Genomic DNA, 22,493 nt, shown 5'->3' on the forward strand with positions numbered 1-22,493 from the left:
ATAGCTATTGAACAACAATGGTCACACGGCGATTTGCACGTTTTCCCTCAGGCGTATCATTGGAGGCTTTCGGATCCGCTTCACCCTTTCCATCCGTGATAATCCTGTCGGCAGGAACTCCCAGTGAAACAAATTTCGCTTTAACAATCTCAGCTCTCTTTTTGGAAAGTTTCAGGTTCCATTCAGCACTATCGTCGCTATCAGTATAGCCGGTCAAAAGTAATTTTTTGTCCTTGTTTTCAGATAAGAACTTTTTGGCCTCAATCAGGAATTTCTGATTTTCTCCTGTTTTAATATATTCTGCACTTGCGGTTGGGAAATACAGATCCAGCGGCTTGAAAATACTTTCGTATTTCTGTTCATTGGCAAGATCGTTTTCGGTAACTGCAACTCTTTTGGCAAAAGTAAAATCAATACCGCCATGAAGAGAATCTGGACTAAATACGATTGCATCATTCAATTGGCCATTCAGCACAAAAACGGAATCAGGTAATCCTTTGCTTATCAGGTAGCTTTTGATAGCAGATGCGCGGGCAATACCAAGATTTGGGAAAGAGGTACCATTGGTTTCCTGTGACGAATAAGAGCCTGTAATGGTGATGATTTTGCCAGGATTTGCTACTGCAAATGAAGCAAGGGAATCAATTTCGGCCTGCACTCCGCTGAAATTAGCATCAGCACCAGATTTGGCAAATCCGAAATTTCCGGAAGATGTAAGATTTAGCTCAGATCCATCAACGATTGTTAACGGAGAAATTGTTGGGGCTGTTGTTGAAATAACAGTTGAGCTTGTAAGTGGTGCGTCGCATAGGAGCTTAATTTTACAAACGTGCCAGTAAGCCGAGCCAGCCATCCAGCCAATAAGTAATAACCACCAGATTGTTTTGTTGTTTGACATATGTGTTGTAGGGATTTAATTTACTTTTTGACTGAAAAAATCAATTCGGTCACAATATAATTCCTCTATAACTGTATGCAACAAACGAATATTTAAAAAAATAGCCTGGATGCAGGCGCATCCAGGCTATTTTTTATCTGTTCATTGATATCAGGAACTCCTCGTTGTTCCTGGTTCCCTTCATATGGTCGAGCAGGAAGTCCATGGATTCCATGGCATTCATATCTGACATATGTTTTCTTAAAATCCAGACTTTTTTGAGCGTTTCCTTGTCAAGTAGTAAGTCTTCACGACGCGTTCCTGATGCCATGACGTCAATGGCTGGGAATACACGTTTGTTAGAAAGTTTACGATCCAGCTGCAATTCCATGTTACCAGTTCCTTTGAATTCTTCAAAGATAACTTCATCCATTTTCGAACCTGTATCGATCAATGCTGTTGCGATAATCGTAAGCGATCCGCCATTTTCAACATTTCTTGCCGCTCCAAAGAAGCGTTTTGGTTTATGCAAAGCGTTGGCATCCACACCACCGGAAAGTATTTTTCCGGACGAAGGCACAACCGTGTTATACGCACGGGCTAGACGAGTAATTGAATCCAGCAGGATAACTACATCGTGACCGCATTCCACCATTCTCTTCGCTTTTTCAAGCACGATGCTCGCAACTTTTACATGGCGATCAGCCTGCTCATCAAAAGTAGATGCAATTACTTCTGCACGCACACTGCGCTGCATATCTGTAACCTCTTCCGGACGTTCATCGATTAAAAGTATAAGTAAAAATACTTCCGGATGATTACGGGTAATTGCGTTGGCAATTTCTTTCAAAAGAACCGTTTTACCAGTTTTTGGCTGTGCAACGATCATTCCACGCTGTCCTTTTCCTATGGGTGCAAAAAGATCAAGAATACGGGTTGAATACTGATCCGGGCGGCTGCTCAATCTTAAACATTCTTCAGGGAAAAGAGGAGTAAGGTATTCAAATGGAATACGGTCTCTGATTTCTTCCGTTGTTTTACCGTTAACAGTTTCAACACGAAGCAAGGCAAAATATTTTTCTCCTTCTTTCGGCGGGCGAATCTGGCCTTTTACAGTATCACCGGTTTTTAAACCGAATAATTTAATTTGCGAAGGCGAAACATATATATCATCCGGACTGGCCAGATAGTTGTAATCGGCAGATCTCAGGAAGCCATAACCGCCATCCTGCATTATCTCCAAAACACCTTCATTAATAATCAGACCGTCAAATTCACGGACATAATTGTTATAGTTGCGTTTGATTTTATTTGAAGGATCTTCTCTTGGGGAAGAATTCTGCTGTGGTTGTCTTTCGTTGTTTTCTCCGGCCTGCTGCGTTGGCCTTTCTTCTGCTGAAGCCGAATTTACCGGAGCGCTCTGAACGGTTTCGGTATTATCAGCCTGAGAAGAATTTTCAGTTTGAGAAGTACTTTCTGCTACGGGCGCAGGTTCTTCACGTCCAAGATCGTCGAGCGTATCTTCAACAGAATCAAGCTCACGGCCCGAATCCTTGTTTTTAGAAACGTCTGATCTTCTGGAATTATCAAATTTCCGTGCAGGTGATTCATATCTTTTAACCGGCTCAGCAACAGCAGCAGGAACTTCTTCCGTTACCACTGGTTCAGTTACAACAGCTGCTTCGGTGATTTTGGGTGTTGTGTCAAAAAGAGGAGCAGATGCAGGCGTATTTGATTCTTTTCTTGGCTTGTTGGTGCGAACGTTAATTGCTTTGGCAGAAACAGGAGTTTCAATACGTCTGGCTCTTTTTTTCTTAGGCTCATCACCAGCGGCAGAATCGTCAGCCGAATCTGCTTCGATTACCTTTTCAGGCTCCGGAGCAACATTCTGTTGTGCAATAATTCTTGACACTAATTCTTTTTTGGGAAGTTTGGCATAATCTTGAATGCCGCTTTGTCCCGCTATTTCTTTCAGCTCAGATAAAAGCTTAAGGTTCAATTCATCAATTGTAAGCATACAGAAAATATACAGTAAAGATAAACTTTACCAGATGATTAATGGGATAGTGAATATAGATGGAAAATTGATAGGAGAACGCAAGTCTCGGGTCACGTGATGGTCATTGATGCGTGGATATATATATTCGCCAGGTCTGAATAAAAGACGTGCCAAACAGGATAAACTTAAGATGGATCAACCAGGAAATTTTGCAATTTAATAGAAAAAGTAGTGTGCAATAATAACTTAGAGTATTCTTCTCGCTAGTTTTGAGATCTAACGAAGCCAGACATAACGGAATAATACAGGGGTGTTTTTTTACTTAGTACGAAGGTACAAAGTGTTTTTGTAAATTCCAAATCAAATATCCCTCTAATCGTTTAAAAAGCTTAATCTATGTTAAATTATGAATAATCAGGCACTGGTCTTTTGAAGAATGTTAGTATTTCTGCCAAGAAAAGAGGACTTTTGTGGGAATATGAATGTGGTAATCGATTCTGGCAATACTTATTCCAAGATTGGATGGTTTTCAGGTGATCATTTGATCCGTTATGAAACACGTCTGAGTTTTACAGAGCTCATTGATCGGATACGGGCAGAATTACCCGAACGTATTATGTATTCATCTGTAAACAGGCCTCTTGATGAGTTTTTAGTGGCTCTTGATCGGGATGTGCCTGTTTTAAACCTTACAGGTATTTTACCGGTTCCCGTTAAAAAGGACTACGAAACGCCACACACGCTGGGAGCCGACAGGATTGCAGCAGCTTGCGGGGCAAATTGGATGTTTCCGGGAAAGGATGTGCTGGTTATTGATATGGGCACCAGTATTACTTATGATCTGGTTGACCTTGTCGGGATTTTTAGAGGGGGATTAATTTCCCCGGGCGTCCGGATGCGATTTAATGCGCTTCATACGTTTACAAAAAGACTTCCATTGTTTGATCCGGAAAAAGATCCGGCATTTATTGGAAAAAGTACAAAAAATGCTATTCAAAGTGGCGTAATGAATGGTACGCTGGCTGAGATCGAAGGAATAATTAACAGGTACCGTCACGAAATACCATCTTTGTGCGTAGTAATATGTGGCGGAGATGTACCATTTTTTGAAAGTACCCTGAAACCGCCCATATTTGCAGTGCCGGAACTGGTATTAATAGGACTGAACAGAATTTTAACATATAATGTCGCTCTACAATAGAATAGGATTACTCACGATAGCAATTACGCTCGGATGCAATTATTCGGCCATAATATCAAAAGTTAATGCACAGGGATTAGGAAATTCGCCGTATTCATCTCTTGGTATGGGCGAACTTTATACTGATGGATTTGCAGCATCTTCAGGGATGGGGCAAGCGAATGTAAGTTCTGCAAGCAGCTTTGAAATAAATAACCTTAACCCGGCTTTATGGGTTAGAAATAAATATACTACCCTTGATTTCGGTGGAATTGGACAATACAAAAAGATAGTTTCCGGATCAAATAGTCAACGAAATGCTGGTGGTAATCTGGCTTATGTAGCTTTGGCTTTTCCTGTGGCACCAAGGTGGACTTTGGGTATCAGCGTTAAGCCTTACAGTTTCGTTGATTTTCAAAATAAGGACGTAAGAAATGTTGCAGGTACGCCATATTCCGCTGATTATGTAACGAGCGGTAAAGGTGGTGTAAACAAAGCTTCATTTACAAATTCAGTCCAGATTGGTCGTTATTTAAGTTTAGGGTTAGAAGCTTCTTACTTTTTTGGTAATGTAAGAACAGCGTCCGAAGCTAGTATAGGTGATGGATCCGGGTATCTGGTAAGTGTTAGCGATCGTACTGTGTACAAAGATATCTCTTTCCGTGGAGGTGCGGCTTTACGACTTCCGCTGAGAAAGAACAATAAACTTAACCTGAATCTAGGTGGAGTTTATGGTGTCGGCACAAAACTTAATGCGGAAAGAACAACAGCATTTGAACTGTTGCAAAGTTCATTTCCAGTCATTGCACCGGATACGCTTGTGAAAAATAGAAAAGGAACTGTAACACTTCCTGCTACTTATCAGGTAGGATTTAGTTTTGAATGGCCATATAAACTGACGCTGGCGGCTGATTACAGCCACGAAGGATGGACAGGATATAGAAATTATGACAGATCTCTTGGTAACGATGGATTGAAGGATGTTAACCGGATACACCTGGGAGCGGAATATACACCACGTTTTGGTTCTTTAAGCTATCTGGACAATGTTCGTTATCGTCTTGGTTTTAGTCACGGTAATACGCCTTACACAATCAGCGAAAAAAATATAAAAGATACCAACGTTAGTCTTGGTTTTACATTACCAATGGGTCGCGGATATCAGAACTTCGTTACACTTTCATTTGTCGGTGGCCAGCGCGGTGTGTTGGGAACAGGTATGGTCCGCGAACGTTACGGACGTGTTGTACTTGGCCTGACACTAAGAGAAAGATGGTTTGAAAAACAAAAACTTGATTAACAATAAGCCTATACGCATGTTGGGTATTAGTATCATCATACAGTATTTTCAAAAAGGAGATAGATTTGTATCTCCTTTTTGTATTCTGGCGCTTGCCGGATTTTTTCTTATTGCTTGTGAACCCAGTGATAAAAAGAAAGGAAAACCGTACACGGGTCCTATTGAAATAACAAATGGTGTTGAACTAAAATATAGCGAACAGGGATTGATGAAAGTTTTGCTGAAAACACCCAAACAACTCCGTTTTCAGAATGACGATAAGGTTTTTCCCGATACGATCAATATCAATTTTTATGATCCATTGGGTGTGACGGTAGTTACCCGCCTGCGTGCAGATTCCGGCCGTTTTGATCAACGTAAAAATGTTTACATTGTTAAAGGAAATGTTAGAGTAGTGAAATCTTTGACAAAAGAATTGCTTACCACCACAGAATTAAACTGGAGTCCGGATACTAAAAAGGTATTTACAGAAAAGTTTGTTTCCGTAAAGAATACGGTTACAAAGGATATCATTAATGGAAACGGAATGGACGCCGATCAGGATTTTTCGCACATAAAATTCAGAAAAGGGACATTCAAGATGAAGTTTGACGGGATTTGATCAATGTTCCTTGCAGGCCGTCAAAGCTGCTGTCACCGTAGCAATCGGTGTGTAAGTGCTGTCTTTTCCCCATTTCATATTCACGTAGGTAATCACTTCTGCAATTTCCAGTTCTTGCAACTTTGCGTTGGCAGGCATGGGCCGGTTGAATGGTTTACCATTAACTGTGATCGTTCCTTTCATCCCATACCTCATGATACAAGCCATTGCAGCCTTATCCCGGATTATTTTTGATCCGTCCAAAGGCGGATATAAATTGGCCATACCTTTTCCATCAGCCTGATGACAATTGGCGCAGTTCATGGTATAGATCTGATAACCTTCGGCAAAGTATTGTTCAGTTTTTAGCTCCTGTTCACTTTGACATGAAAAAATGGTGAGGGCTGAGAGGGCAAATATTAATTTTTTTATCATGAATGTACAGTGGCGACGGGCACTCTATTTTTTATATTCTTCCAGTAACGATTTTATTCCCTGAATCAGTTTCTGAGTACCTTCTTCGGTTGTGCCATCATACATGCCGCGTATGTGTTTTTCTTTATCAATTAAAATAAAAGCACCGCTGTGCAAAAATCCTCCCTCAGCAGTTTTGTCTTCCTGAGCAGCTGACAGATAACTTTTTTGACCTATCTCATAAATTTTTTCTTTCGGTCCGGTCAAAAATTGCCACTGTTTTCCTTCCACACCCAAGTCTTTTGCAAATTTGTTCAGTACCTGAGGCGTGTCATGTTCAGGGTCAATGGTATGAGAAAGGATCATCACATCCGGATTGTCTTTAAATTCTTTGAAGACTTTCACCATTTGTCTTTTCATCACCGGACAAATAGTAGGACAGGTGGTAAAGAAAAAATCAGTAACATAAATTTTGTTCTCAACAATTTTTTCAGTTACCGTATCTCCATATTGATTAGTGAATGAAAAAGGCGGAATAACATTGTAAATGGTATCCGTAACCTCCTTACCATCCACAGTTTTAGTCACCCAGTCACGCTCTCCCAATATCGGTAATTTCTTGTTTCCACCATCACAAGCCGATAATAATCCCAACACCACAAAAAAGGCAAACAACTTATTGTAACCAATATTTAAAAAACTACGCATATACTATTAATCTAAAAATGTTTTTGCTTCCTGAATATTCCTGGAAGTGAATTCCTTTACTTCAATAATTTTTTTTCTCTGTGCTTCGAAATAGAGAATTGTCTCCTCCGGTTTAAGCTTTTTCGCAGAATCCGGACGAAATTCATGCATCCAGTCCATCATCTGTTTATCGGATTCGTTCAGCTTCTGATTTATTTCTGTTGCTTTAATACGTTCCGCAGCGATACTGTTACCTGCAATTCCTTCGTTTTGTAAACTATCCATATGCATAATTTTCCTGGAAAGTTTTGATTTAAGCGTCATGATGTCATCCATCTGAGGCATCACATCATCATGGATCGTCATCACTTCACTTTCAAGTTCCAGAATTTTGTCTGCATTTTTATTACAGGAAAAAAGAGAAAAAGCTATTCCCAGTGCGAGTATATAATTTTTCATATTATTGAGTTTATGAGGGTTATTCATTTATTATTTAATCTTTTGAAATCATTTCACGCGCATTGTTAATCACGGATTCTGTTGGATTATGGCCACCGATCATTTGTGCAATTTCCATCACCCGTTCGTCCACCGTCAATTTTTTTATCTTACTGACAGTTTTTGCCGAAGAGTGATCTTTGTATACAAAATAGTGTGCCTTACCACTACTCGCGATCTGGTGCAAATGGGTGATAGCGATAATCTGATGGTTGTCCGACATTTTGATCATCATTTTTCCCATCTTTTTAGCTATTTCTCCGGAAACACCCGTATCGATTTCGTCAAAAATAATAGTAGGAAGTTTTCTTCTGTCGGCCAGAATGTATTTAATTACCATCATTAATCGAGAAAATTCTCCTCCCGACGCCACCTGTCTCAATTCCTGCAACGGGGTTCCTTTATTTCCGCTGAAAAGAAAAGCGATGGAATCTATACCGTCATTTGTAGGTTCAATTTCGGTTATTTTAATAGACAAAGCAGCATTCGGAATGCCCAATTCAATCAGTCGTTCAATGATCAGTTTCTCGATCGTTTTAACAACTTTCTGACGTTCTTTGGACAAATTGGCCGCGCTTTTCAGCATGACTTCTTCTGTTTTCTCCGCTTTTTGTTTTGCCTTTAATAACGATTCATCCAGATTTAAAACCGTACCGACTTTCTTTTCCAGATCCTCCTGGATTTTCAAAAGTTCATCAACGGTTGTTGTATGATGCTTTTTTTGTAATTGATAAATCAAATCAAGACGTTCGTGAACAATCTGGCTTCGACCTGCGTCAATCTCCACAGAAGTGCTTACACCATCAATTTCATCCGCAAGATCTCGGAGTTCGATCAGGCAACTCTGAGCTCTTTCACGCAAGGAATCATAAGCAGGCACCAGGCGACTTGCCTGAGAAATTGCAGTAACGGTACTTTTCAGATAATCCAGAATTGAACTGTCGGGATTGTCGAGATAAGAATAAGCCAACTGAAGTTTTTCGCGAATTTCAACCGCATTTTCAAGTATGGTTAATTCCTGTTCCAGTTGATTCTGCTCGTCGCTCCGCAAATCGGCATTGGCCAGTTCCTGATATAAAAACTGGTCATAGTCAAACGCTTTTCTCATTTGAACCGCTTCCTTTTGCAAAGAATCATAGCCTCTGGCAGCTTCCCGGTATGCCAGGAAATGCTTCCGGTATGCATGAAGTAAGCCGTAATTTTCAGCATATGTGTCCACAACCTGCAACTGAAATTCATTACTTCCCAGTAAAATTGAATCGTGCTGGGAATGTATATCAAGGAGCTGGCTGCTTATTCTTTTCAGCGTATCCAGGTTTACCGGCGTATCATTGATGAAAGCACGCGATTTTCCTGCTACGGAAATCTCTCTCCGTACAATACATTCCTGAGCAAAATCCAGATTTTCTTCTTCGAAATTAGGAGCAAGGTCGTAACCAGATAAATCAAAGCTACCTTCAATGATACACTTTTCAGCTGGATCATACAGCGATTTTACATCAGCACGGTTGCCAAGTAAAAGACCAATCGCGCCAAGCATAATGGATTTACCTGCGCCCGTTTCTCCCGTAATAATATTTAACCCCGGATCCGGCGACATTTCCAGTTGCTTGATCAGGGCGTAATTTTTAATAAGTAAATTAGAGAGCATGCCTTTGTAAGCAGATTGTCAATGTTGGTGAGAACAAGTCGGAAAATTATCAGAATGGTTCGTCTTTGACACGAATATAACTATGTTATCAACAAATAGGAAACGGAAGTCGTTCGGAAACATTTTTTTAATCCAGGCTGACTGATAAAGTGGTCCGGAGAAGCGGCATGTGAGTTACTTCTGATCTTTGAAATCATATACCACCTCATACAAATCCTGAACTGCGAGCCAGTGTGTATGCTGGCGCGTATCAAGCATGGTCAAATACTCATTTGTCACAGAAATAAGTTTCCCGAAATGTGTATTTCCAGACCGCATGATGGCATTGAGTTCAAGACCGGCAAGGTTGCTTAATTCAGAAGTTATGTTTTTTGAAGCGATACGAATCAGCCGTTTGCTCATATTATTCGATTCCGGATATGATTTTCAAATAAATAGTGCCTTTTTTTATTGAGATAATTTCTGATATAGCTGCGTTTTGGACGGGTCAAGGCTCACCAGAATGGTTTGTGCGGCTCTGCGTTCTTCCGGATTTGCTTCTTTCAAAATACTATATATTTCGTCTGATTTTGAATCGAAAAATGAATTGACAACAACACTTCCCGGCCGCAGTTGGGCAACCGTTTTGATGGAATTCAATAAATCCATGGTTTTTGTCCTGGTCTGCGCAGGATTTTCGGTGGCAACATCAAGTCCCTGGCGGTAATATGCATACAAGCCTTCACGAAAAGGAATGAACTGCTGGCTCATCAGATTTTCTATCAGCCAGTACCGGTTTCTTGAATCGGCACTTTTCCGGGTATCCCATCCTCTGCCTGCGGAAGAAGCATTGGAAGCTAAATTTGCCAAATTAAAAGCTCTTTGCATGTAAGGAGAGCCACCGAGTTTGCTGAAAGAATCGAAATCAAAAATCAGTGCAGTGTAAGCATAAAAAGCCAAAATGAACGGTAATTCGTCGGTGTAGCTGTTTTCATTAAAATACAACTGCGCGGTAGGAAGATAATTGAATGAAAAATTTCTATCTACATAATTGAAAAGTACAGTTTCGTAACTGGAATTGAAAACAGGTCGTGCAATGACCAGTTGCGCCGTTCCTTCATAAGCACCCTGGGTTGCAGAACGCGTCAGGTTAATATTCAGTTTGCATTTTATCTTTTCATCTTTTGTAAACGTTTCCCTTGTCCAGCTGGTATTATTCAAAAAATCGCTGATATAAGATTGAAGTTTTGTCATTGACGCAGGATCAGTTTTTTGCTGGGCTACAAGCTGATCATAATTTAAACTGACTGTAAATTGCAGTTCCTGAGCGTAAACATCTTCTGAAAAAATGCTTGTTATAAAACAAAAAATAAATATCAACCTTTTCATGCTTCGCTCCATTTGGCCAGAATAATATTTAAAATGTCTAGTGCTACTTCCTTTTTTGATTTTAAAGGAAAACGATAAACGTTTTCAGATTTATCAATAACGGTAATTTTGTTAGTATCGTGTGCAAATCCTGATCCTGCATCGTTTAGGGAATTCAGGACAATATAGTCAAAGTTTTTGCGACGTAATTTGTCCAGGGCATATTCCATTTCATGTTCAGTTTCCAGGGCAAATCCAACCAAAAGCTGACGATCTTTCTTCTGCTTTCCAAGAGTTCCGGCGATGTCTGTCGTTTTTATCAATTCCAGGTTGATCTCATCACCCTGTTTTTTTATTTTTTGATCCGCAATGTGCATCGGCGTATAATCGGCCACCGCAGCGGAAAAAATGACAAGATCATACTGAGAAAAATATTCCTGCGTGGCTTCAAACATCTGTTTCGCCGTTTCCACCTTAGTAACTGACACGCCATCCGGAATTGCTAAACTGGTTGGGCCGCTTATCAGTCTGACATTAGCTCCGGCATCTGCAAACGCCCGGGCAATTGCATAGCCCATTTTTCCCGAAGACCGGTTGCTGATATAACGAACCGGATCTATGGGTTCGGCTGTCGGGCCGGCCGTGATTAGTACATTTTTTGTTTTGGCAACAGGTCTTTCCGAAAAATGAGCAATAAGGCGCGATAGGATTTTTTCTGGTTCTGCCAATCTCCCTTCCCCAACCAGGCCGCTTGCTAATTCGCCAGACGCTGCTTCAATTAATTTATTTCCATAACTCAAAAGTGTCTCAATATTCTTTTGTGTTGACGGATGACGATACATATCCACGTCCATCGCCGGAGCAAAAAACACGGGGCAGCGGGCAGAAAGATATACAGCTGTAAGTAAATCATCACAATTTCCCGAAGCACATTTGGCAAGAGTGCGTGCCGTTGCGGGTGCAATAATCATAACATCCGCCCATAATCCCAGGTCAACATGATTATTCCAGGTACCGTTTTCTGATTGGGTAAATTTCGTAAAGACCGGACGTTTGGAAAGCGTGCCCAATGTAAGTGGTGTTATAAACTGATGCGCTGAATCAGTCATCACGACCTGCACATCCGCACCTTCTTTTATAAGTAACCTAACCAGTAATGCTGATTTATATGCAGCAATGCTGCCGGAGACGCCAAACAATATTTTTTTGCCTTTTAGATCCAATCTTTTAAATGCAATAGCACGTTTACGTAAATGAGAGTAGGGGATGCTTTTAACAAAAAGCAAAAACCAGCCATACAAACAAAATTAATGTTTACGGCTGGTTTTATTATCACAAAAAATGATCTTATTCTTCGGTAGTATCTCTGTAACTGTGATACGTTTTTCCTTCAATAAATTCGTCGATAGCCATACTGCCAGCTTTTGGCATACGTTCGTAGAATTTAGAGATTTCTATCTGCTCGCGGTTTTCAAAAACCTCTTCCAGATTGTCAACACCAGATGCAAACTCAGCAAGCTTGTTATTGAGTTCCTCTTTCATTTTGCTTGATATCTGACGGGCTCTTTTTGAGATTACCGATACCGATTCATATAAATTCCCTGTTACGTCCGCTATTTTGTCCGTATCGCGGGTAATGATGGATGGATTCGTTGCCATGCTTACTTTGATGATATAGTTTAAAAATCTTTATATAAAACCGGAAAACCGGCCAGCTAGTTCTGTTTTTGTTCAGGAGCCGTTGAAGCTGTAACTTTCGTTGGCTTTGTACCTGAGTCTGGCTGAGTTTCCAGTAATTTCTGGCGTTCTTTTTCAGCTGCTGCTATGATTTCCAGTTCCTTTATACTGTTGTCATACATTTTCTCAGCATCACGCACATATTTTCCGGTTGGATATTTATCAACCATTTCTTTGTAATATTTAACCACATCCGTATATCTGTCTTTTTGCTTTTGGTAAAGACTATTCGAAGCCAGGTTATACTGAGATTCAACTTTCAGGAACGATAATTCTTCGTTATACTGAGAATCAGGGAAATCTTTTCTGAAGTTATCAATTGAAATTACCGCAGCTTTCAGCGACATCATATTGAATTCACTGATCTTGTAATACAATTTCGCCTTGTCATATGCTTTCAATTCCAGTTTCTGACGTAGTTCAAGAATGTAACGCGTACATTCATCCCTGAACGTACTCTGGGGATATGCATTGACGAAATCCTGCATAGCGGAAATTGCAGTAAATGTACTTGCCTGATCCAGATTATGGGGAGCAGAGTCTTTATACAAAGAAAATGCATGCATGTATAATGCTTCCTGAGCAAAATCGCTGCGTGCATACGTATCATAAAATTTCTTGAAAAGGAACTGGCTGGTATTATACTGACCTTGCTGATACTGTGTATAGGCATAGTAAAACTGAGCCAGCTCAGATTCATTACTCCCTTTCAATAAAGGAATAAGTTCTTCAAATAGAAGTCCTGCACGGTAAAAGTCGCCTTTCTTGTAATAAGTCATGGCGGCGTCATACTTCTGTTGGTCTGTACCAGTCTTCTGTAATCTGGAAAATTTACTACAAGAAGTAATGAAAAGTACGGCAAAAATAAGCAAGAAGTAACTTGCAAAGTTGTTTTTTAGCATAATAGCTGCAAAGATAATAAAAAAGCTACAACATCCTTAACGAATGTGTAGCCGATTATAGTATTGTTAATTTCTATTGCTGATGACGAACAAGCATTTTCTTGGTTGCTACTTTTTTTCCTTCCAGGGCCAACTGATAAAAATAAAGGCCAGTTGACATTTCGCGGGTGTTTATACGAAGTTTGTTATCATTCTTAACCAGCGGATACTCTGCCATTTGCGAACCCAGAACGTTGTAAACTATTAATTTTGCATCCCTCAAATCAGAAGAAATTATGTAATCAACCTCGGCATATTCACTGGCCGGATTGGGATATATATTGGATACTGTAATTTTATCACTTGTATATAATTGCTCTTCCGCACGAGGTGCAGCTTCAATTCCAGGATTGCGTTTCTCTATATTTTTTTCAACAACCTCAGTCGATGATACTGCTGTACTTTCAACAGAAGCAGTATTTGAAAATAAAAGTGTCCTGTAAAAATTATTCAGGGCCATCGGCTTCTGAACGGAAAGCGGTTTATAATTGAGCACTTCCGGGACATGTGAAAATTTCAATTGTCCGGTTGTTATAGATTTCTTTTTCGGGGACATATTTAGCCGGCTACCGTTGTTGGTAGACTGGGCGTGGATTCCTGTCCAGGCAAATAAGATGAATATAGTAAAACAGAGTATAGTTCTTTTCATAGCTGTAAAACAGAATACTTTTAATAACTTCTTTCACGCTCATTAAAAAGTACATTACAAAAATATAGAGAAAATTTTGGAACTTCAAAATATATTGTGTGACTGGGCACTTTTATTTTTCGACATAAAATAATCATGCCTAAAATCGACCGAATAAATTATTTCGTTTTATTCAAGCCATAATGTTTGCAATCGTGTTGGTTTGTCTGTAATTCGCCAATTAAAACCGTCTAATTGTCTTTCAACCGGTTTAATTTGCCTTGGCGGAATTAGCCTTCCATCTGGTTTTGTAATAAATGCGATACGATTTACCCGATTATCAACAAAAAGCAGGTTCATTTTTCCACACTCTACACGATTTAAACCAATCATTTTTTCTTTGTCATCAATGGCATAGTATGCACTTTCACCATTTCCATCAACCAAAACCTGTTTTAGCTTACTTTCGGCAGCAAAATAGGCATTAATCGTCCGCCCCTTTACCTGATTAAACTGCGAAACAAGCGTATCCTCCGTGATTACAAAAGCCTTACTTCTCAGTAACATCCGGTGAATCGCATTATTAACAAGAAAAGCACTAATCGTATCGCCTTCCATTTGATAATGCTGATTACTCCACAGAATTGGTTTTTTGAAAAACAAAATTGTGGAATCGGCTGTGTTATAACTTATTGAATCACATTTTCCCTGAAAATCTGACTTATATATGTATACATTTTTCTCACCAACAAGCCGGCGTGTACTGTCCCTCTTATTTTCAAAAGAATACAAAGTGTCAGCTCTTATGTACAAAGTATCTTTTTGAATCACGTTCCGGACATACGCATGTCCATATATTTTTGAAAAACCTTCTGCCTTTCTATAAAAACCATGATCACCATTCAGAATGGTATTATCTTTTTTGGCTACCATGACAACATTCCCTTTGCCCTGACCATTATTTTTTTGCCCTTCGACAAAAAGCGAATCCGCCGTCAGTGTATATGTGTCATTGTCGACAGTGGTCCTGGTTTGAAAAACAGATTCACCCGTCGCTGAATTATATTGCCCTTTTTTACTCAACAAGGTTCCGTCTTTATTTACAATTTTACTTGGCCCGTTAAAATATGACAATTTTGTGACGGAATTATATAGCAAAGTATCGGTCGTGAGCGTATATTTTTTATTGACCAGCTTTACCTTTTTATAATACCTGAATTCCTTGGTGTTCGTATTATATGTCCCTTCGTTACTGGTAAGGACATTCTCTATATCCACTGTCCGGCCCGGAACTTTGTAATATGCGATGCCATTTGCCATATCATATTCAATTTTACGAGTGGTCAGCGTACTTTTTCGATCTTTCAAAACGGCCTTTCGACCACTTACAATTGCATATCTGGTGTTGCCGAAGTAGTGTAGTGTGTCACCTGTCACCGTGATCGTATCACCCTGCACGATCCTGACGTTTCCATAGGCTTCAATGATATTTGTGCTGACATTCTGAATGGCCAGATCACTATACATCAATGCGCCTTTATGTTTGAAAACTCCGTTGGTAACGCGCCGGCTATCAATCCCGTTTTCACTGATCAATTCCAATTCATCGGATTTCAGAAGCTCCACAATATCAGATTGTTGACCGGTTTGAGACGGAGAAGTAACCCGCTGTGCCATAATACCAGACGAGGCTAACAATAAAGCAAAGAACGCTAATTTAATTACCTGATCTTTGATAGCTATGACGCGCAAAAGTTTAAAAGGGTTGCAAAATTTTATAAATAATATTTTCTTCATGTTGCTATGGTTTCTTTTACCTTTGAAACAGGTAATTGTACCTGATCCATTGTGTTTGCGGTAAAAGATGTCTGTTGATCTTTTGTCAAAATTACACCAAATACATCTCATCAGATCATGTTGGAGTCATTTTTAACTTTTATTAACCAACAAAAGTTGGATATCTCTGAGAAATCGACTCTTTTAACGGTTAGCGGAGGAGCAGATTCAGTGGTTTTGGCTGATTTATTTTATCAGGCTGGTTTCTTAGCTACTATCGCGCATTGTAACTTTGGTCTTCGCGGTCAAGAGTCTGATGGCGACGAATTATTTGTAAAACAACTTGCTGAAAAATATGGGTTTCCATTTTTTGTAGTCCATTTTGAAACCAAAAAATTTGCTGACGAGGAAGGGATTTCTACCCAAATGGCCGCCAGAGATTTACGTTATCAATGGTTTGAAGAATTGAGGATATCTCAAAACCTGGATTTTATTGCCACCGCACATCATGCCAATGATTCTTTTGAAACAGTATTGCTTAATTTAACGAGAGGTACCGGGCTTGCAGGCTTACATGGAATTTCGGTAGTAAACCAGCACCTGATTCGCCCGTTATTATTTGCTTCCAAGGAAGAAATTTTGAAATATATAATTGACAACCAATTGGTTTTTCGTGAGGACAGCTCCAACTCAAACACGGATTATAAACGTAACCTTGTGAGACATGAGGTGGTGCCGGTTTTAAAAAAGATGAATCCGTCTTTGGAAAAGACATTTGAAATAACATCTCAACGACTTAGATCGGCAGAAACGTTATTAAACAGTTTACTGAAAAATTGGCAAAACGAAGCCACTAAAAAGGTTGAAAAGGATTTACACATTTCAATCAATACGATTTTAAATTCATCTGAACCTGTTTACAGACTATGGTTCATTTTACAGGATTTTGGTTTTAGTTATTTACAGGCTCGGGAAATATGTTCCGCGGCCAGTGGATTATCAGGAAAAGTATTTCATTCAGTTTCACATCAGATTTTAAAAGACAGAGATTCTTTTATTGTTTCAAAAAGAGAAAACAGCTTGAGGGATGAGGATTTAATAATTAATCATCCGGAAGGAATTTTTAAAAGCGGCGAATTGATTTTTGAGATAAATAAATTTTCAAAAACGGATGAGTTTAAAATCAGTAAAAAAAGGAATTCAATTCATCTTGATGCTGAAAAAATAATTTTTCCAATAATAATACGAAATTGGAAGAGGGGAGATACTTTTTGCCCGTATGGAATGAATGGGAAGAATAAAAAAATCAGCGACTTGCTGATTGACCTGAAACTAAATGTCAATCAAAAACAAAGTGTTAAGATTTTAAGCCATGGCAACGGGGAAATTATGTGGGTAATCGGTTTGCGAACGGATGATAGATATAAAGTCACTGAACTGACCAAGGAAATTATTGAGATTAATCTGAGGGGGGAAGCCTGATTTATTCGATTTGCAAATCCAGTTTAAAACTTTCAATAATTATTTATTTTTTTTGGCGAGGAAATCCCCGTCAAGAATCTAGTAAAGAAGCAGTTATTTATTTTGTAGAAAATATCAAAAAATAAATTCCAATAATATTTTTAACGAGCTATTGCAGGTCTGATAAATCTGTTTACCTTTGCACCACGTTTCGGATACGCTGAAACACACAGAGAGATGGCAGAGTGGTCGAATGCGGCGGTCTTGAAAACCGTTGTAGGGTAACCTACCGGGGGTTCGAATCCCTCTCTCTCTGCAGATAGAAATATCAAAAACAATTTAAGCCCTGTAAATTAACCATTTACAGGGCTTTTTGTTGTCATTTATGTATCAAAAAGATGCATGAATACACAAAATTCAATCACGTCATTCGTGGCGTCTTTAGTTCGAAAAAAAGACTCGATAAAATGGTTATAACTAATTGAAAGTTTAGATGTCACCAAGTTTACATCTTCATTGGCGGGAACCGCAGTTCGAACTGTGTTAATCTTAAAACGCTAGGTTAGCGCTGGAAAAAAGCTGCGGGATTTTGTTTTTATTAAAGCAACCCAAAATAGAAAACACAGACGGTATACCTCAGATTGACAGTTATTGGAAACTATAAGAGATCTCGAACAAAAGACTCTGACACCCTTTGAAATGAAACTCAGTGGCCGGAAAGGCTATGGAAATAAGGAAGAGTCTAAATCTCTCGACCATTTCCTTGAATCATTCATCCCGCTTGTCTAAAAGGCCAAACGAAAACTGATCAATAGAGGCCATGAGATATTGGCTACGGCTCCACAACAGTTACTATTCTTAGTAAAGTACCCATTGAAACAGTCTCCAAGACGCTTGGTCATGCCACAATTAAGCAAACCAGGATTCCGCCAGAATCGTTGAGGAAAAAATTAACGAGGATATGAAAGACCTTAGGGAAAGGCTTGGCCGCGCAGTTTTGGTATCTTGGCGTTTTTCCTTAATCAGGTTGAAATTGCAACCTTTTGTTGTAATATTTCACTAAAACCCTAATGTGGTGAATTGTAAAAAAAGGTTAGCTGCGACTGCCCGCAAACTCGGTCAGATGTCTCGGTGTGTCTTTACTATAATGAAAGAAACCTGTTAGTAAAGGTTTAATAAAGTAAGGTTAAAACCCATCTTTCCATTTTTGCGCGATGGCTATTGCAGTCTGAAGCATGCAGGGATCCCACTTTTCAACTTCCCATACGGAATCTCTAAGATCAGAATTTAATAGTAAGTGGCGGGCATGCTGCTGATCAACAGCTGTTTCCAGAATGGTTGAAAGTTGCAATTGCTGGTTGTAAAGGGAAAGATCTTCCAGCGGAATAAGATGCGGTGTAATTTTGTGATGCGGCTTAAAATTATTAACTGGGCTGTTGCTTAAAGCCAACCCGGATTGTTTCACAATAGCATCCATTCTTTCGAAATCACTACGGAACCTGGTACGTTTTACTTCGGAATCCAGGGCGGTTCCGAGTTGTTCAAGCACCACAAATTTCAGATTTGTACACCTTGGAATGACTGCCGAAAGTATCTGGAAAACTTCTTCTGGAACAGCATCATCGTGTGTATCGCGCCTAACTTTTTTTCCTGTACGTGTCAATTGTATATCCCAACTTCCACCTGAAATATGAATTTCACGAACTCTTTCCAGTGGATACAAATCAATAATATAGTCGTAATCAACGTCAAAATTGTGGATTTGACAATAAAGGTTATGGAGATCAAGAATGATAAATCCGTTGATACTCTCAACTAATTTATCAAGAAAGTTTCCTTGTCTTTTAACTTCATCCAGAGAAAATGAAAAGGCCAGATTTTCCAATCCTACCGGGCAATTACAGGCATCCTGTATTCTATGGAGGCGATCAACGCCGAGAGACATTGTGCTGGCAGTAAGCGGAATGCTGATAGGCGCCCCTTTATGAAAATTCGCACCGGTCATAAAACCAAAGTGCTCTGTAATGTGATCAAATTGGAATCTTTCACCTAGTATTTTCAATTTTTTTAGCCAGTCCTGCTGTTCGGACATCCACTTTCCAGAAAAAAGAGAAAAATAAACGCCATGCCCGATCAATCTGTTCTGACTGCTGAATTCCAGAATCAGGTCGCTAAACCAGTCCGGCACCTCATCATTTTTGAATAGCGTGTCAAATGACCATTCGATCGCTTCGATCTGTTCACGCTCAAAAAGAGGCAACGACGCCAACAGTATATTGGTATCAAGATTGCAGGCTACGGAAGAAAAGATTGTGGACATAGTTCTCTGGTGCTAAGAATTCAGCCCATTCCGCAACCTGGGCAAGGATCTACGTTCTTGGTCTTACTACCTTTTCCTTTGTCAGGGTTAATTTGCTCACCTGTACAGGAAACTACGCCGCTCACGATGACGGCCGTAACAACCGCCTGAATGACAGATTTTGAGATTTTCATAAGATAATAGTTATGGTTTTTTACATGACTATTAAATGTTCAATTTAGTTGTAAGCATATGGCATTTTTTTACATTACAAACTTATTTCCTGTTGTTAATGCGCATATTATTCCAAATTTTCACCACTAACTTATTATTATTTGGATTTTCAAACATACTATTTTAGCAGAATGAATTTTACGACTTTGTTTAAAAAACAGATCGATTCTTATTTAAATATTTTTAAACGGTTAATATTCATGCTGTTAACATTTGAATATACATTATAAATAGTAAACATATAAACTATTGTAGTGTACGTTTCTCCAATATAAAGCAGTGGTAAATTTGGAAAATTTTCTTATTTACCACTGCTCAACTTAACGGACACCTAAAACTATATTTGCCGGGATACTTTCACTCGTTTAGCATTCCCGGAATGATGTATTTCAAAAAATAGTAACTGAACTAGGTTCTTAATTATCGAACAACCGCATTAAAGATTTTTGACCATTTTGACCTTCTGTATGCCTATACTGGTATTTATTGATAAAATATAAATTCCTATGGGAAGTTGCTCTGTAATTTCGAGTGTAATTTTGTGACTTTCAACTTAAATATCACCTGAAATCAAATTGACTCCATTAATGTTGCTCAATTTAACAAGAATGTTTTATTTTCTCTTTCACTGGTTAAGACGTCAGTTTTGCCCGAAAAAGGATTAGGATAAGCAGAATCCTGTTTTGGAAGTATCGGACATATGGTTTTAGTTCTGAGACTAAGGTTGGTATCTCTTGTCGTCTTATAGCAGGCATGGTTCTTTGCACTGATTTGCCTTATAGTCCTTATGACAGGGATTTTACACACGCACATCTTCATTGTGGTATAAAATAAAATCATTAATCAACAGGAAAATACATGACTAAAAAGCGAATATTTTTTACAGGGGGATCGGGGAAAGCAGGAAAGCATGTTATACCATATCTGCTTGATCAGGGACATAGCGTAATGAATGTAGATATGGTACCTTTGGATTACCCAGGGGTAAATAATTTAATAGCTGATATAACCGATTCCGGGCAAATGTTTAATGCCATGAGTTCGTATGCCGGTTTAAATGAGTTGGAAACGGGGAATGGCGTACAACCCTTTGATGCTGTTGTACATTTTGCTGCTGTGCCCAGGATTCTGATCAAACCTGATAACGAAACTTTTCGGGTTAACGCCATTGGCACATACAATGTCATTGAGGCAGCGGTTAAGCTTGGGATTAAAAAGATTATTATTGCTTCCTCAGAGACTACCTATGGTATCTGTTTTTCAGACGGTAAAACCAACCCGCATGTGCTGCCTTTGGAGGAGGATTATGATGTTGATCCCATGGATAGCTATGGATTGTCAAAGGTTGTGAATGAGAAAACGGCACGAAGTTTCCAGCGACGGTCAGGCTATGATATTTATTCACTTCGGATAGGCAATGTGATTGAACCTCACGAATACGCCGAACTGTTTCCGCATTACTTTAAAAATCCTGATGTGCGTCGAAGGAATGCGTTCTGTTATATTGATGCCCGTGACCTGGGACAAATTGTAGATTTATGTTTGAAAAAAGATGATCTTGGTTATCAGGTTTTTAATGCCGGAAATGATCATAATGGAGCAATCATCCCCAGCAGTGAATTAGCTGAGCGGTTTTTTTCTGGTGTTCCCATTACCCGCGAATTGGAAGAACATGAAGCATTGTTTTCAAATCGCAAAATCCGTGAAGTTTTAGGATTCAGGGAACAACATAACTGGCAGAAATATGTAAAAATGGACTGACTGAATGAAGCAGAAGTTTAAAATATGATCCCAAGCGCCTGTTAACTCTGCTTACTCTTAATTTATGATTTCTATTCGAAAATATTAGAGAATGTATTTTAGCCGCATGGTCTGCTTAAATTCCGTAAAATTCATGCCGCAGACATTTTTGAAAAATTTGCTGAAATGTGCAGCATCATCGAAACCCAGGTAATAAGCAATTTGTTTAAGATTTAAATTACTGGATATTGCCAGCCGTTTGGCCTCTAATACAATACGTTGTTGAATGTTGAAACTTGCAGAGAATCCGGAGTCCTGTTTAATCCTTTCGTTGAGATATCCCGGTGTCACTGACAGGGTATCGGCATAATACGATACTCTATGGTATTTTGTAAAACTATCTTCCAGAATGTCGAAAAATTTTTTGGTGAGGCCAGAGTGAAATGCTAATGTTTCGGGTGTGCTGGATACCTGTCTATGGCGAGCAAGATAAATTAAGAATATTTTAAGAAAGCTATTCAAAACATCTGTTTGAAGCCAACAAATATTCCTGAGCTCGTTTTGCATAGACGTCAGGATCTGAATCATTTCAATCTTAATATTCCTCTCCTTTTGTGCAATAGTATCATGATTGTGCAATATTACAGGTCCATGGTTAAAATGTTTTTCACTAAAAATTTCACCGGCAGAGAAAAGAAATTCTTTGTGAATGGAAATTATATACCCTTTCACGTTTGAAGTTTCCTTAACATAATGGACATTACCAGGGTTAATTCTGTAAATGAGATTTTCACAAATCTCGTATATTTCAGTGTCTATCATGAGGTGACCGCTACCTTCGGTGATCCATATGATCTCAATATGAGAATGCCGTTGCGCTGTTAAATTTTTTAGAGTTAAATCTTTTACATTCGTCCCAAAAGTAGTAATCACTATTGGTGCATTGAGAACGCGCTCACTCAATGGCGGATTACTTATGGCATAGTTGTAACCTTGAAGCCAGGGCTGGCCAGTTGGAAAATGGGCTGGTTTAATCATCTTTCTATTACTTGTATGAAGTACGACCTGCTCTTCATGCAATATTTATGTGCCATAAACTTAACTTACTGAAAATCAGTATTTTACTTTAAATGAAACAATTTGG

At 39.1% G+C, this 22,493-nt stretch carries 21 protein-coding genes and 1 tRNA gene; 6 read left to right on the plus strand and 16 right to left on the minus strand.

The window, feature by feature from the left end; all coding sequences use genetic code 11:
* Nucleotides 1-4: 4 nt before the first annotated feature.
* The gene (locus tag LXL81_RS03135) at nt 5-898 is read right to left on the minus strand and encodes an OmpA family protein (protein WP_234645246.1); all 894 of its coding nucleotides are present in this window, start codon (nt 896-898) and stop codon (nt 5-7) included.
* A gap of 133 nt (nt 899-1,031) precedes the next feature.
* The gene (gene rho, locus LXL81_RS03140; protein WP_234645247.1) at nt 1,032-2,894 is read right to left on the minus strand and encodes a transcription termination factor Rho; all 1,863 of its coding nucleotides are present in this window, start codon (nt 2,892-2,894) and stop codon (nt 1,032-1,034) included.
* A 418-nt stretch (nt 2,895-3,312) separates the two neighbouring features.
* Between rho and LXL81_RS03145 the strand changes: the two genes are divergently transcribed.
* Genes LXL81_RS03145 through lptC form a run of 3 tightly spaced genes read left to right on the plus strand, consistent with a single transcriptional unit; the run spans nt 3,313 to nt 5,957 of the window.
* Nucleotides 3,313-4,077, plus strand: coding sequence for a type III pantothenate kinase (locus tag LXL81_RS03145; RefSeq protein WP_310589545.1), 765 nt, complete (start codon nt 3,313-3,315; stop codon nt 4,075-4,077).
* Nucleotides 4,061-5,356 (plus strand): hypothetical protein, encoded by a 1,296-nt coding sequence (locus LXL81_RS03150; protein WP_234645248.1) that lies wholly within the window; start codon nt 4,061-4,063, stop codon nt 5,354-5,356. The genes LXL81_RS03145 and LXL81_RS03150 overlap by 17 nt, the downstream gene beginning before the upstream one ends.
* 16 nt (nt 5,357-5,372) lie before the next feature.
* Entirely contained in the window at nt 5,373-5,957 is a 585-nt protein-coding gene (gene lptC / locus LXL81_RS03155; RefSeq protein WP_234645249.1) for an LPS export ABC transporter periplasmic protein LptC, read from the plus strand.
* Here the strand turns inward: lptC and LXL81_RS03160 are convergent, their stop codons facing one another.
* The 11 genes from LXL81_RS03160 to LXL81_RS03210 form a co-directional block, all read right to left on the minus strand.
* Nucleotides 5,958-6,371, minus strand: coding sequence for a cytochrome c (locus LXL81_RS03160; RefSeq protein ID WP_234645250.1), 414 nt, complete (start codon nt 6,369-6,371; stop codon nt 5,958-5,960).
* Between the two features lie 24 nt (nt 6,372-6,395).
* Nucleotides 6,396-7,058 (minus strand): SCO family protein, encoded by a 663-nt coding sequence (locus LXL81_RS03165; protein WP_234645251.1) that lies wholly within the window; start codon nt 7,056-7,058, stop codon nt 6,396-6,398.
* A 6-nt stretch (nt 7,059-7,064) separates the two neighbouring features.
* Nucleotides 7,065-7,496, minus strand: coding sequence for a viral A-type inclusion protein (locus LXL81_RS03170; protein ID WP_234645252.1), 432 nt, complete (start codon nt 7,494-7,496; stop codon nt 7,065-7,067).
* A 34-nt stretch (nt 7,497-7,530) separates the two neighbouring features.
* Nucleotides 7,531-9,186 (minus strand): DNA repair protein RecN, encoded by a 1,656-nt coding sequence (recN, locus tag LXL81_RS03175; RefSeq protein WP_234645253.1) that lies wholly within the window; start codon nt 9,184-9,186, stop codon nt 7,531-7,533.
* A gap of 174 nt (nt 9,187-9,360) precedes the next feature.
* Complete coding sequence (locus LXL81_RS03180; protein ID WP_234645254.1) at nt 9,361-9,588, minus strand: hypothetical protein; 228 nt, start codon at nt 9,586-9,588, stop codon at nt 9,361-9,363.
* Between the two features lie 45 nt (nt 9,589-9,633).
* Nucleotides 9,634-10,554, minus strand: a complete 921-nt coding sequence (locus tag LXL81_RS03185; RefSeq protein WP_234645255.1) for a DUF4835 family protein — start codon at nt 10,552-10,554, stop codon at nt 9,634-9,636.
* Nucleotides 10,551-11,756, minus strand: a complete 1,206-nt coding sequence (gene coaBC, locus LXL81_RS03190) for a bifunctional phosphopantothenoylcysteine decarboxylase/phosphopantothenate--cysteine ligase CoaBC (RefSeq protein ID WP_234645256.1) — start codon at nt 11,754-11,756, stop codon at nt 10,551-10,553. Before coaBC ends, LXL81_RS03185 begins: the two co-directional genes overlap by 4 nt.
* Before the next feature lie 124 nt (nt 11,757-11,880).
* The gene (locus LXL81_RS03195) at nt 11,881-12,192 is read right to left on the minus strand and encodes a DNA-directed RNA polymerase subunit omega (protein WP_194122401.1); all 312 of its coding nucleotides are present in this window, start codon (nt 12,190-12,192) and stop codon (nt 11,881-11,883) included.
* A gap of 56 nt (nt 12,193-12,248) precedes the next feature.
* A complete protein-coding gene (locus LXL81_RS03200; protein WP_234645257.1) occupies nt 12,249-13,172 on the minus strand; it encodes an outer membrane protein assembly factor BamD in 924 nt (307 codons plus the stop codon).
* 73 nt (nt 13,173-13,245) lie between these two features.
* The gene (locus LXL81_RS03205) at nt 13,246-13,767 is read right to left on the minus strand and encodes a T9SS type A sorting domain-containing protein (protein ID WP_234645258.1); all 522 of its coding nucleotides are present in this window, start codon (nt 13,765-13,767) and stop codon (nt 13,246-13,248) included.
* A 261-nt stretch (nt 13,768-14,028) separates the two neighbouring features.
* The gene (locus LXL81_RS03210; RefSeq protein WP_234645259.1) at nt 14,029-15,636 is read right to left on the minus strand and encodes an OstA-like protein; all 1,608 of its coding nucleotides are present in this window, start codon (nt 15,634-15,636) and stop codon (nt 14,029-14,031) included.
* Nucleotides 15,637-15,753: 117 nt separating this feature from the next.
* Between LXL81_RS03210 and tilS the strand changes: the two genes are divergently transcribed.
* Together tilS and LXL81_RS03220 are read left to right on the plus strand one after the other, a co-directional pair.
* The gene (gene tilS, locus LXL81_RS03215; protein ID WP_234645260.1) at nt 15,754-17,097 is read left to right on the plus strand and encodes a tRNA lysidine(34) synthetase TilS; all 1,344 of its coding nucleotides are present in this window, start codon (nt 15,754-15,756) and stop codon (nt 17,095-17,097) included.
* A 210-nt stretch (nt 17,098-17,307) separates the two neighbouring features.
* Nucleotides 17,308-17,392: transfer RNA gene (locus tag LXL81_RS03220), tRNA-Ser, on the plus strand.
* A gap of 870 nt (nt 17,393-18,262) precedes the next feature.
* Here LXL81_RS03220 and LXL81_RS03225 read toward each other — a convergent pair.
* Nucleotides 18,263-19,396 (minus strand): DUF692 family multinuclear iron-containing protein, encoded by a 1,134-nt coding sequence (locus tag LXL81_RS03225; RefSeq protein ID WP_234645261.1) that lies wholly within the window; start codon nt 19,394-19,396, stop codon nt 18,263-18,265.
* 20 nt (nt 19,397-19,416) lie between these two features.
* A complete protein-coding gene (locus LXL81_RS03230) occupies nt 19,417-19,569 on the minus strand; it encodes a hypothetical protein (protein WP_234645262.1) in 153 nt (50 codons plus the stop codon).
* 898 nt (nt 19,570-20,467) lie between these two features.
* On the opposite strand from LXL81_RS03230, the gene LXL81_RS03235 reads away from it, so the two are divergent.
* On the plus strand, nt 20,468-21,370 hold the full coding sequence (locus tag LXL81_RS03235; protein WP_234645263.1) for an NAD(P)-dependent oxidoreductase: 903 nt from the start codon (nt 20,468-20,470) through the stop codon (nt 21,368-21,370).
* An 84-nt stretch (nt 21,371-21,454) separates the two neighbouring features.
* Here the strand turns inward: LXL81_RS03235 and LXL81_RS03240 are convergent, their stop codons facing one another.
* Nucleotides 21,455-22,429 carry a helix-turn-helix domain-containing protein gene (locus tag LXL81_RS03240; protein WP_234645264.1) on the minus strand — a complete coding sequence of 325 codons (975 nt, stop codon included), beginning with the start codon at nt 22,427-22,429 and terminating at the stop codon, nt 21,455-21,457.
* Between the last annotated feature and the right edge of the window lie 64 nt (nt 22,430-22,493).

Source organism: Dyadobacter sp. CY356 (assembly GCF_021440195.1).
GTDB lineage: Bacteria > Bacteroidota > Bacteroidia > Cytophagales > Spirosomataceae > Dyadobacter.

What these genes read in the sequence shown, in the direction of transcription:
- LXL81_RS03235 (WP_234645263.1), top strand. Translation starts at nt 20,468, where the DNA reads ATGACTAAAAAGCGAATATTTTTTACAGGGGGATCGGGGAAAGCAGGA.
- LXL81_RS03150 (WP_234645248.1), top strand. Translation starts at nt 4,061, where the DNA reads ATGTCGCTCTACAATAGAATAGGATTACTCACGATAGCAATTACGCTC.
- LXL81_RS03205 (WP_234645258.1), bottom strand. Translation starts at nt 13,767, where the DNA reads ATGTCCCCGAAAAAGAAATCTATAACAACCGGACAATTGAAATTTTCA.
- rho (WP_234645247.1), bottom strand. Translation starts at nt 2,894, where the DNA reads ATGCTTACAATTGATGAATTGAACCTTAAGCTTTTATCTGAGCTGAAA.
- LXL81_RS03145 (WP_310589545.1), top strand. Translation starts at nt 3,313, where the DNA reads ATGTTAGTATTTCTGCCAAGAAAAGAGGACTTTTGTGGGAATATGAAT.
- LXL81_RS03180 (WP_234645254.1), bottom strand. Translation starts at nt 9,588, where the DNA reads ATGAGCAAACGGCTGATTCGTATCGCTTCAAAAAACATAACTTCTGAA.
- LXL81_RS03200 (WP_234645257.1), bottom strand. Translation starts at nt 13,172, where the DNA reads ATGCTAAAAAACAACTTTGCAAGTTACTTCTTGCTTATTTTTGCCGTA.
- tilS (WP_234645260.1), top strand. Translation starts at nt 15,754, where the DNA reads ATGTTGGAGTCATTTTTAACTTTTATTAACCAACAAAAGTTGGATATC.
- LXL81_RS03170 (WP_234645252.1), bottom strand. Translation starts at nt 7,496, where the DNA reads ATGAAAAATTATATACTCGCACTGGGAATAGCTTTTTCTCTTTTTTCC.
- LXL81_RS03165 (WP_234645251.1), bottom strand. Translation starts at nt 7,058, where the DNA reads ATGCGTAGTTTTTTAAATATTGGTTACAATAAGTTGTTTGCCTTTTTT.
- LXL81_RS03225 (WP_234645261.1), bottom strand. Translation starts at nt 19,396, where the DNA reads ATGTCCACAATCTTTTCTTCCGTAGCCTGCAATCTTGATACCAATATA.
- LXL81_RS03185 (WP_234645255.1), bottom strand. Translation starts at nt 10,554, where the DNA reads ATGAAAAGGTTGATATTTATTTTTTGTTTTATAACAAGCATTTTTTCA.
- recN (WP_234645253.1), bottom strand. Translation starts at nt 9,186, where the DNA reads ATGCTCTCTAATTTACTTATTAAAAATTACGCCCTGATCAAGCAACTG.
- LXL81_RS03230 (WP_234645262.1), bottom strand. Translation starts at nt 19,569, where the DNA reads ATGAAAATCTCAAAATCTGTCATTCAGGCGGTTGTTACGGCCGTCATC.
- lptC (WP_234645249.1), top strand. Translation starts at nt 5,373, where the DNA reads ATGTTGGGTATTAGTATCATCATACAGTATTTTCAAAAAGGAGATAGA.
- LXL81_RS03160 (WP_234645250.1), bottom strand. Translation starts at nt 6,371, where the DNA reads ATGATAAAAAAATTAATATTTGCCCTCTCAGCCCTCACCATTTTTTCA.
- LXL81_RS03195 (WP_194122401.1), bottom strand. Translation starts at nt 12,192, where the DNA reads ATGGCAACGAATCCATCCATCATTACCCGCGATACGGACAAAATAGCG.
- LXL81_RS03210 (WP_234645259.1), bottom strand. Translation starts at nt 15,636, where the DNA reads ATGAAGAAAATATTATTTATAAAATTTTGCAACCCTTTTAAACTTTTG.
- LXL81_RS03135 (WP_234645246.1), bottom strand. Translation starts at nt 898, where the DNA reads ATGTCAAACAACAAAACAATCTGGTGGTTATTACTTATTGGCTGGATG.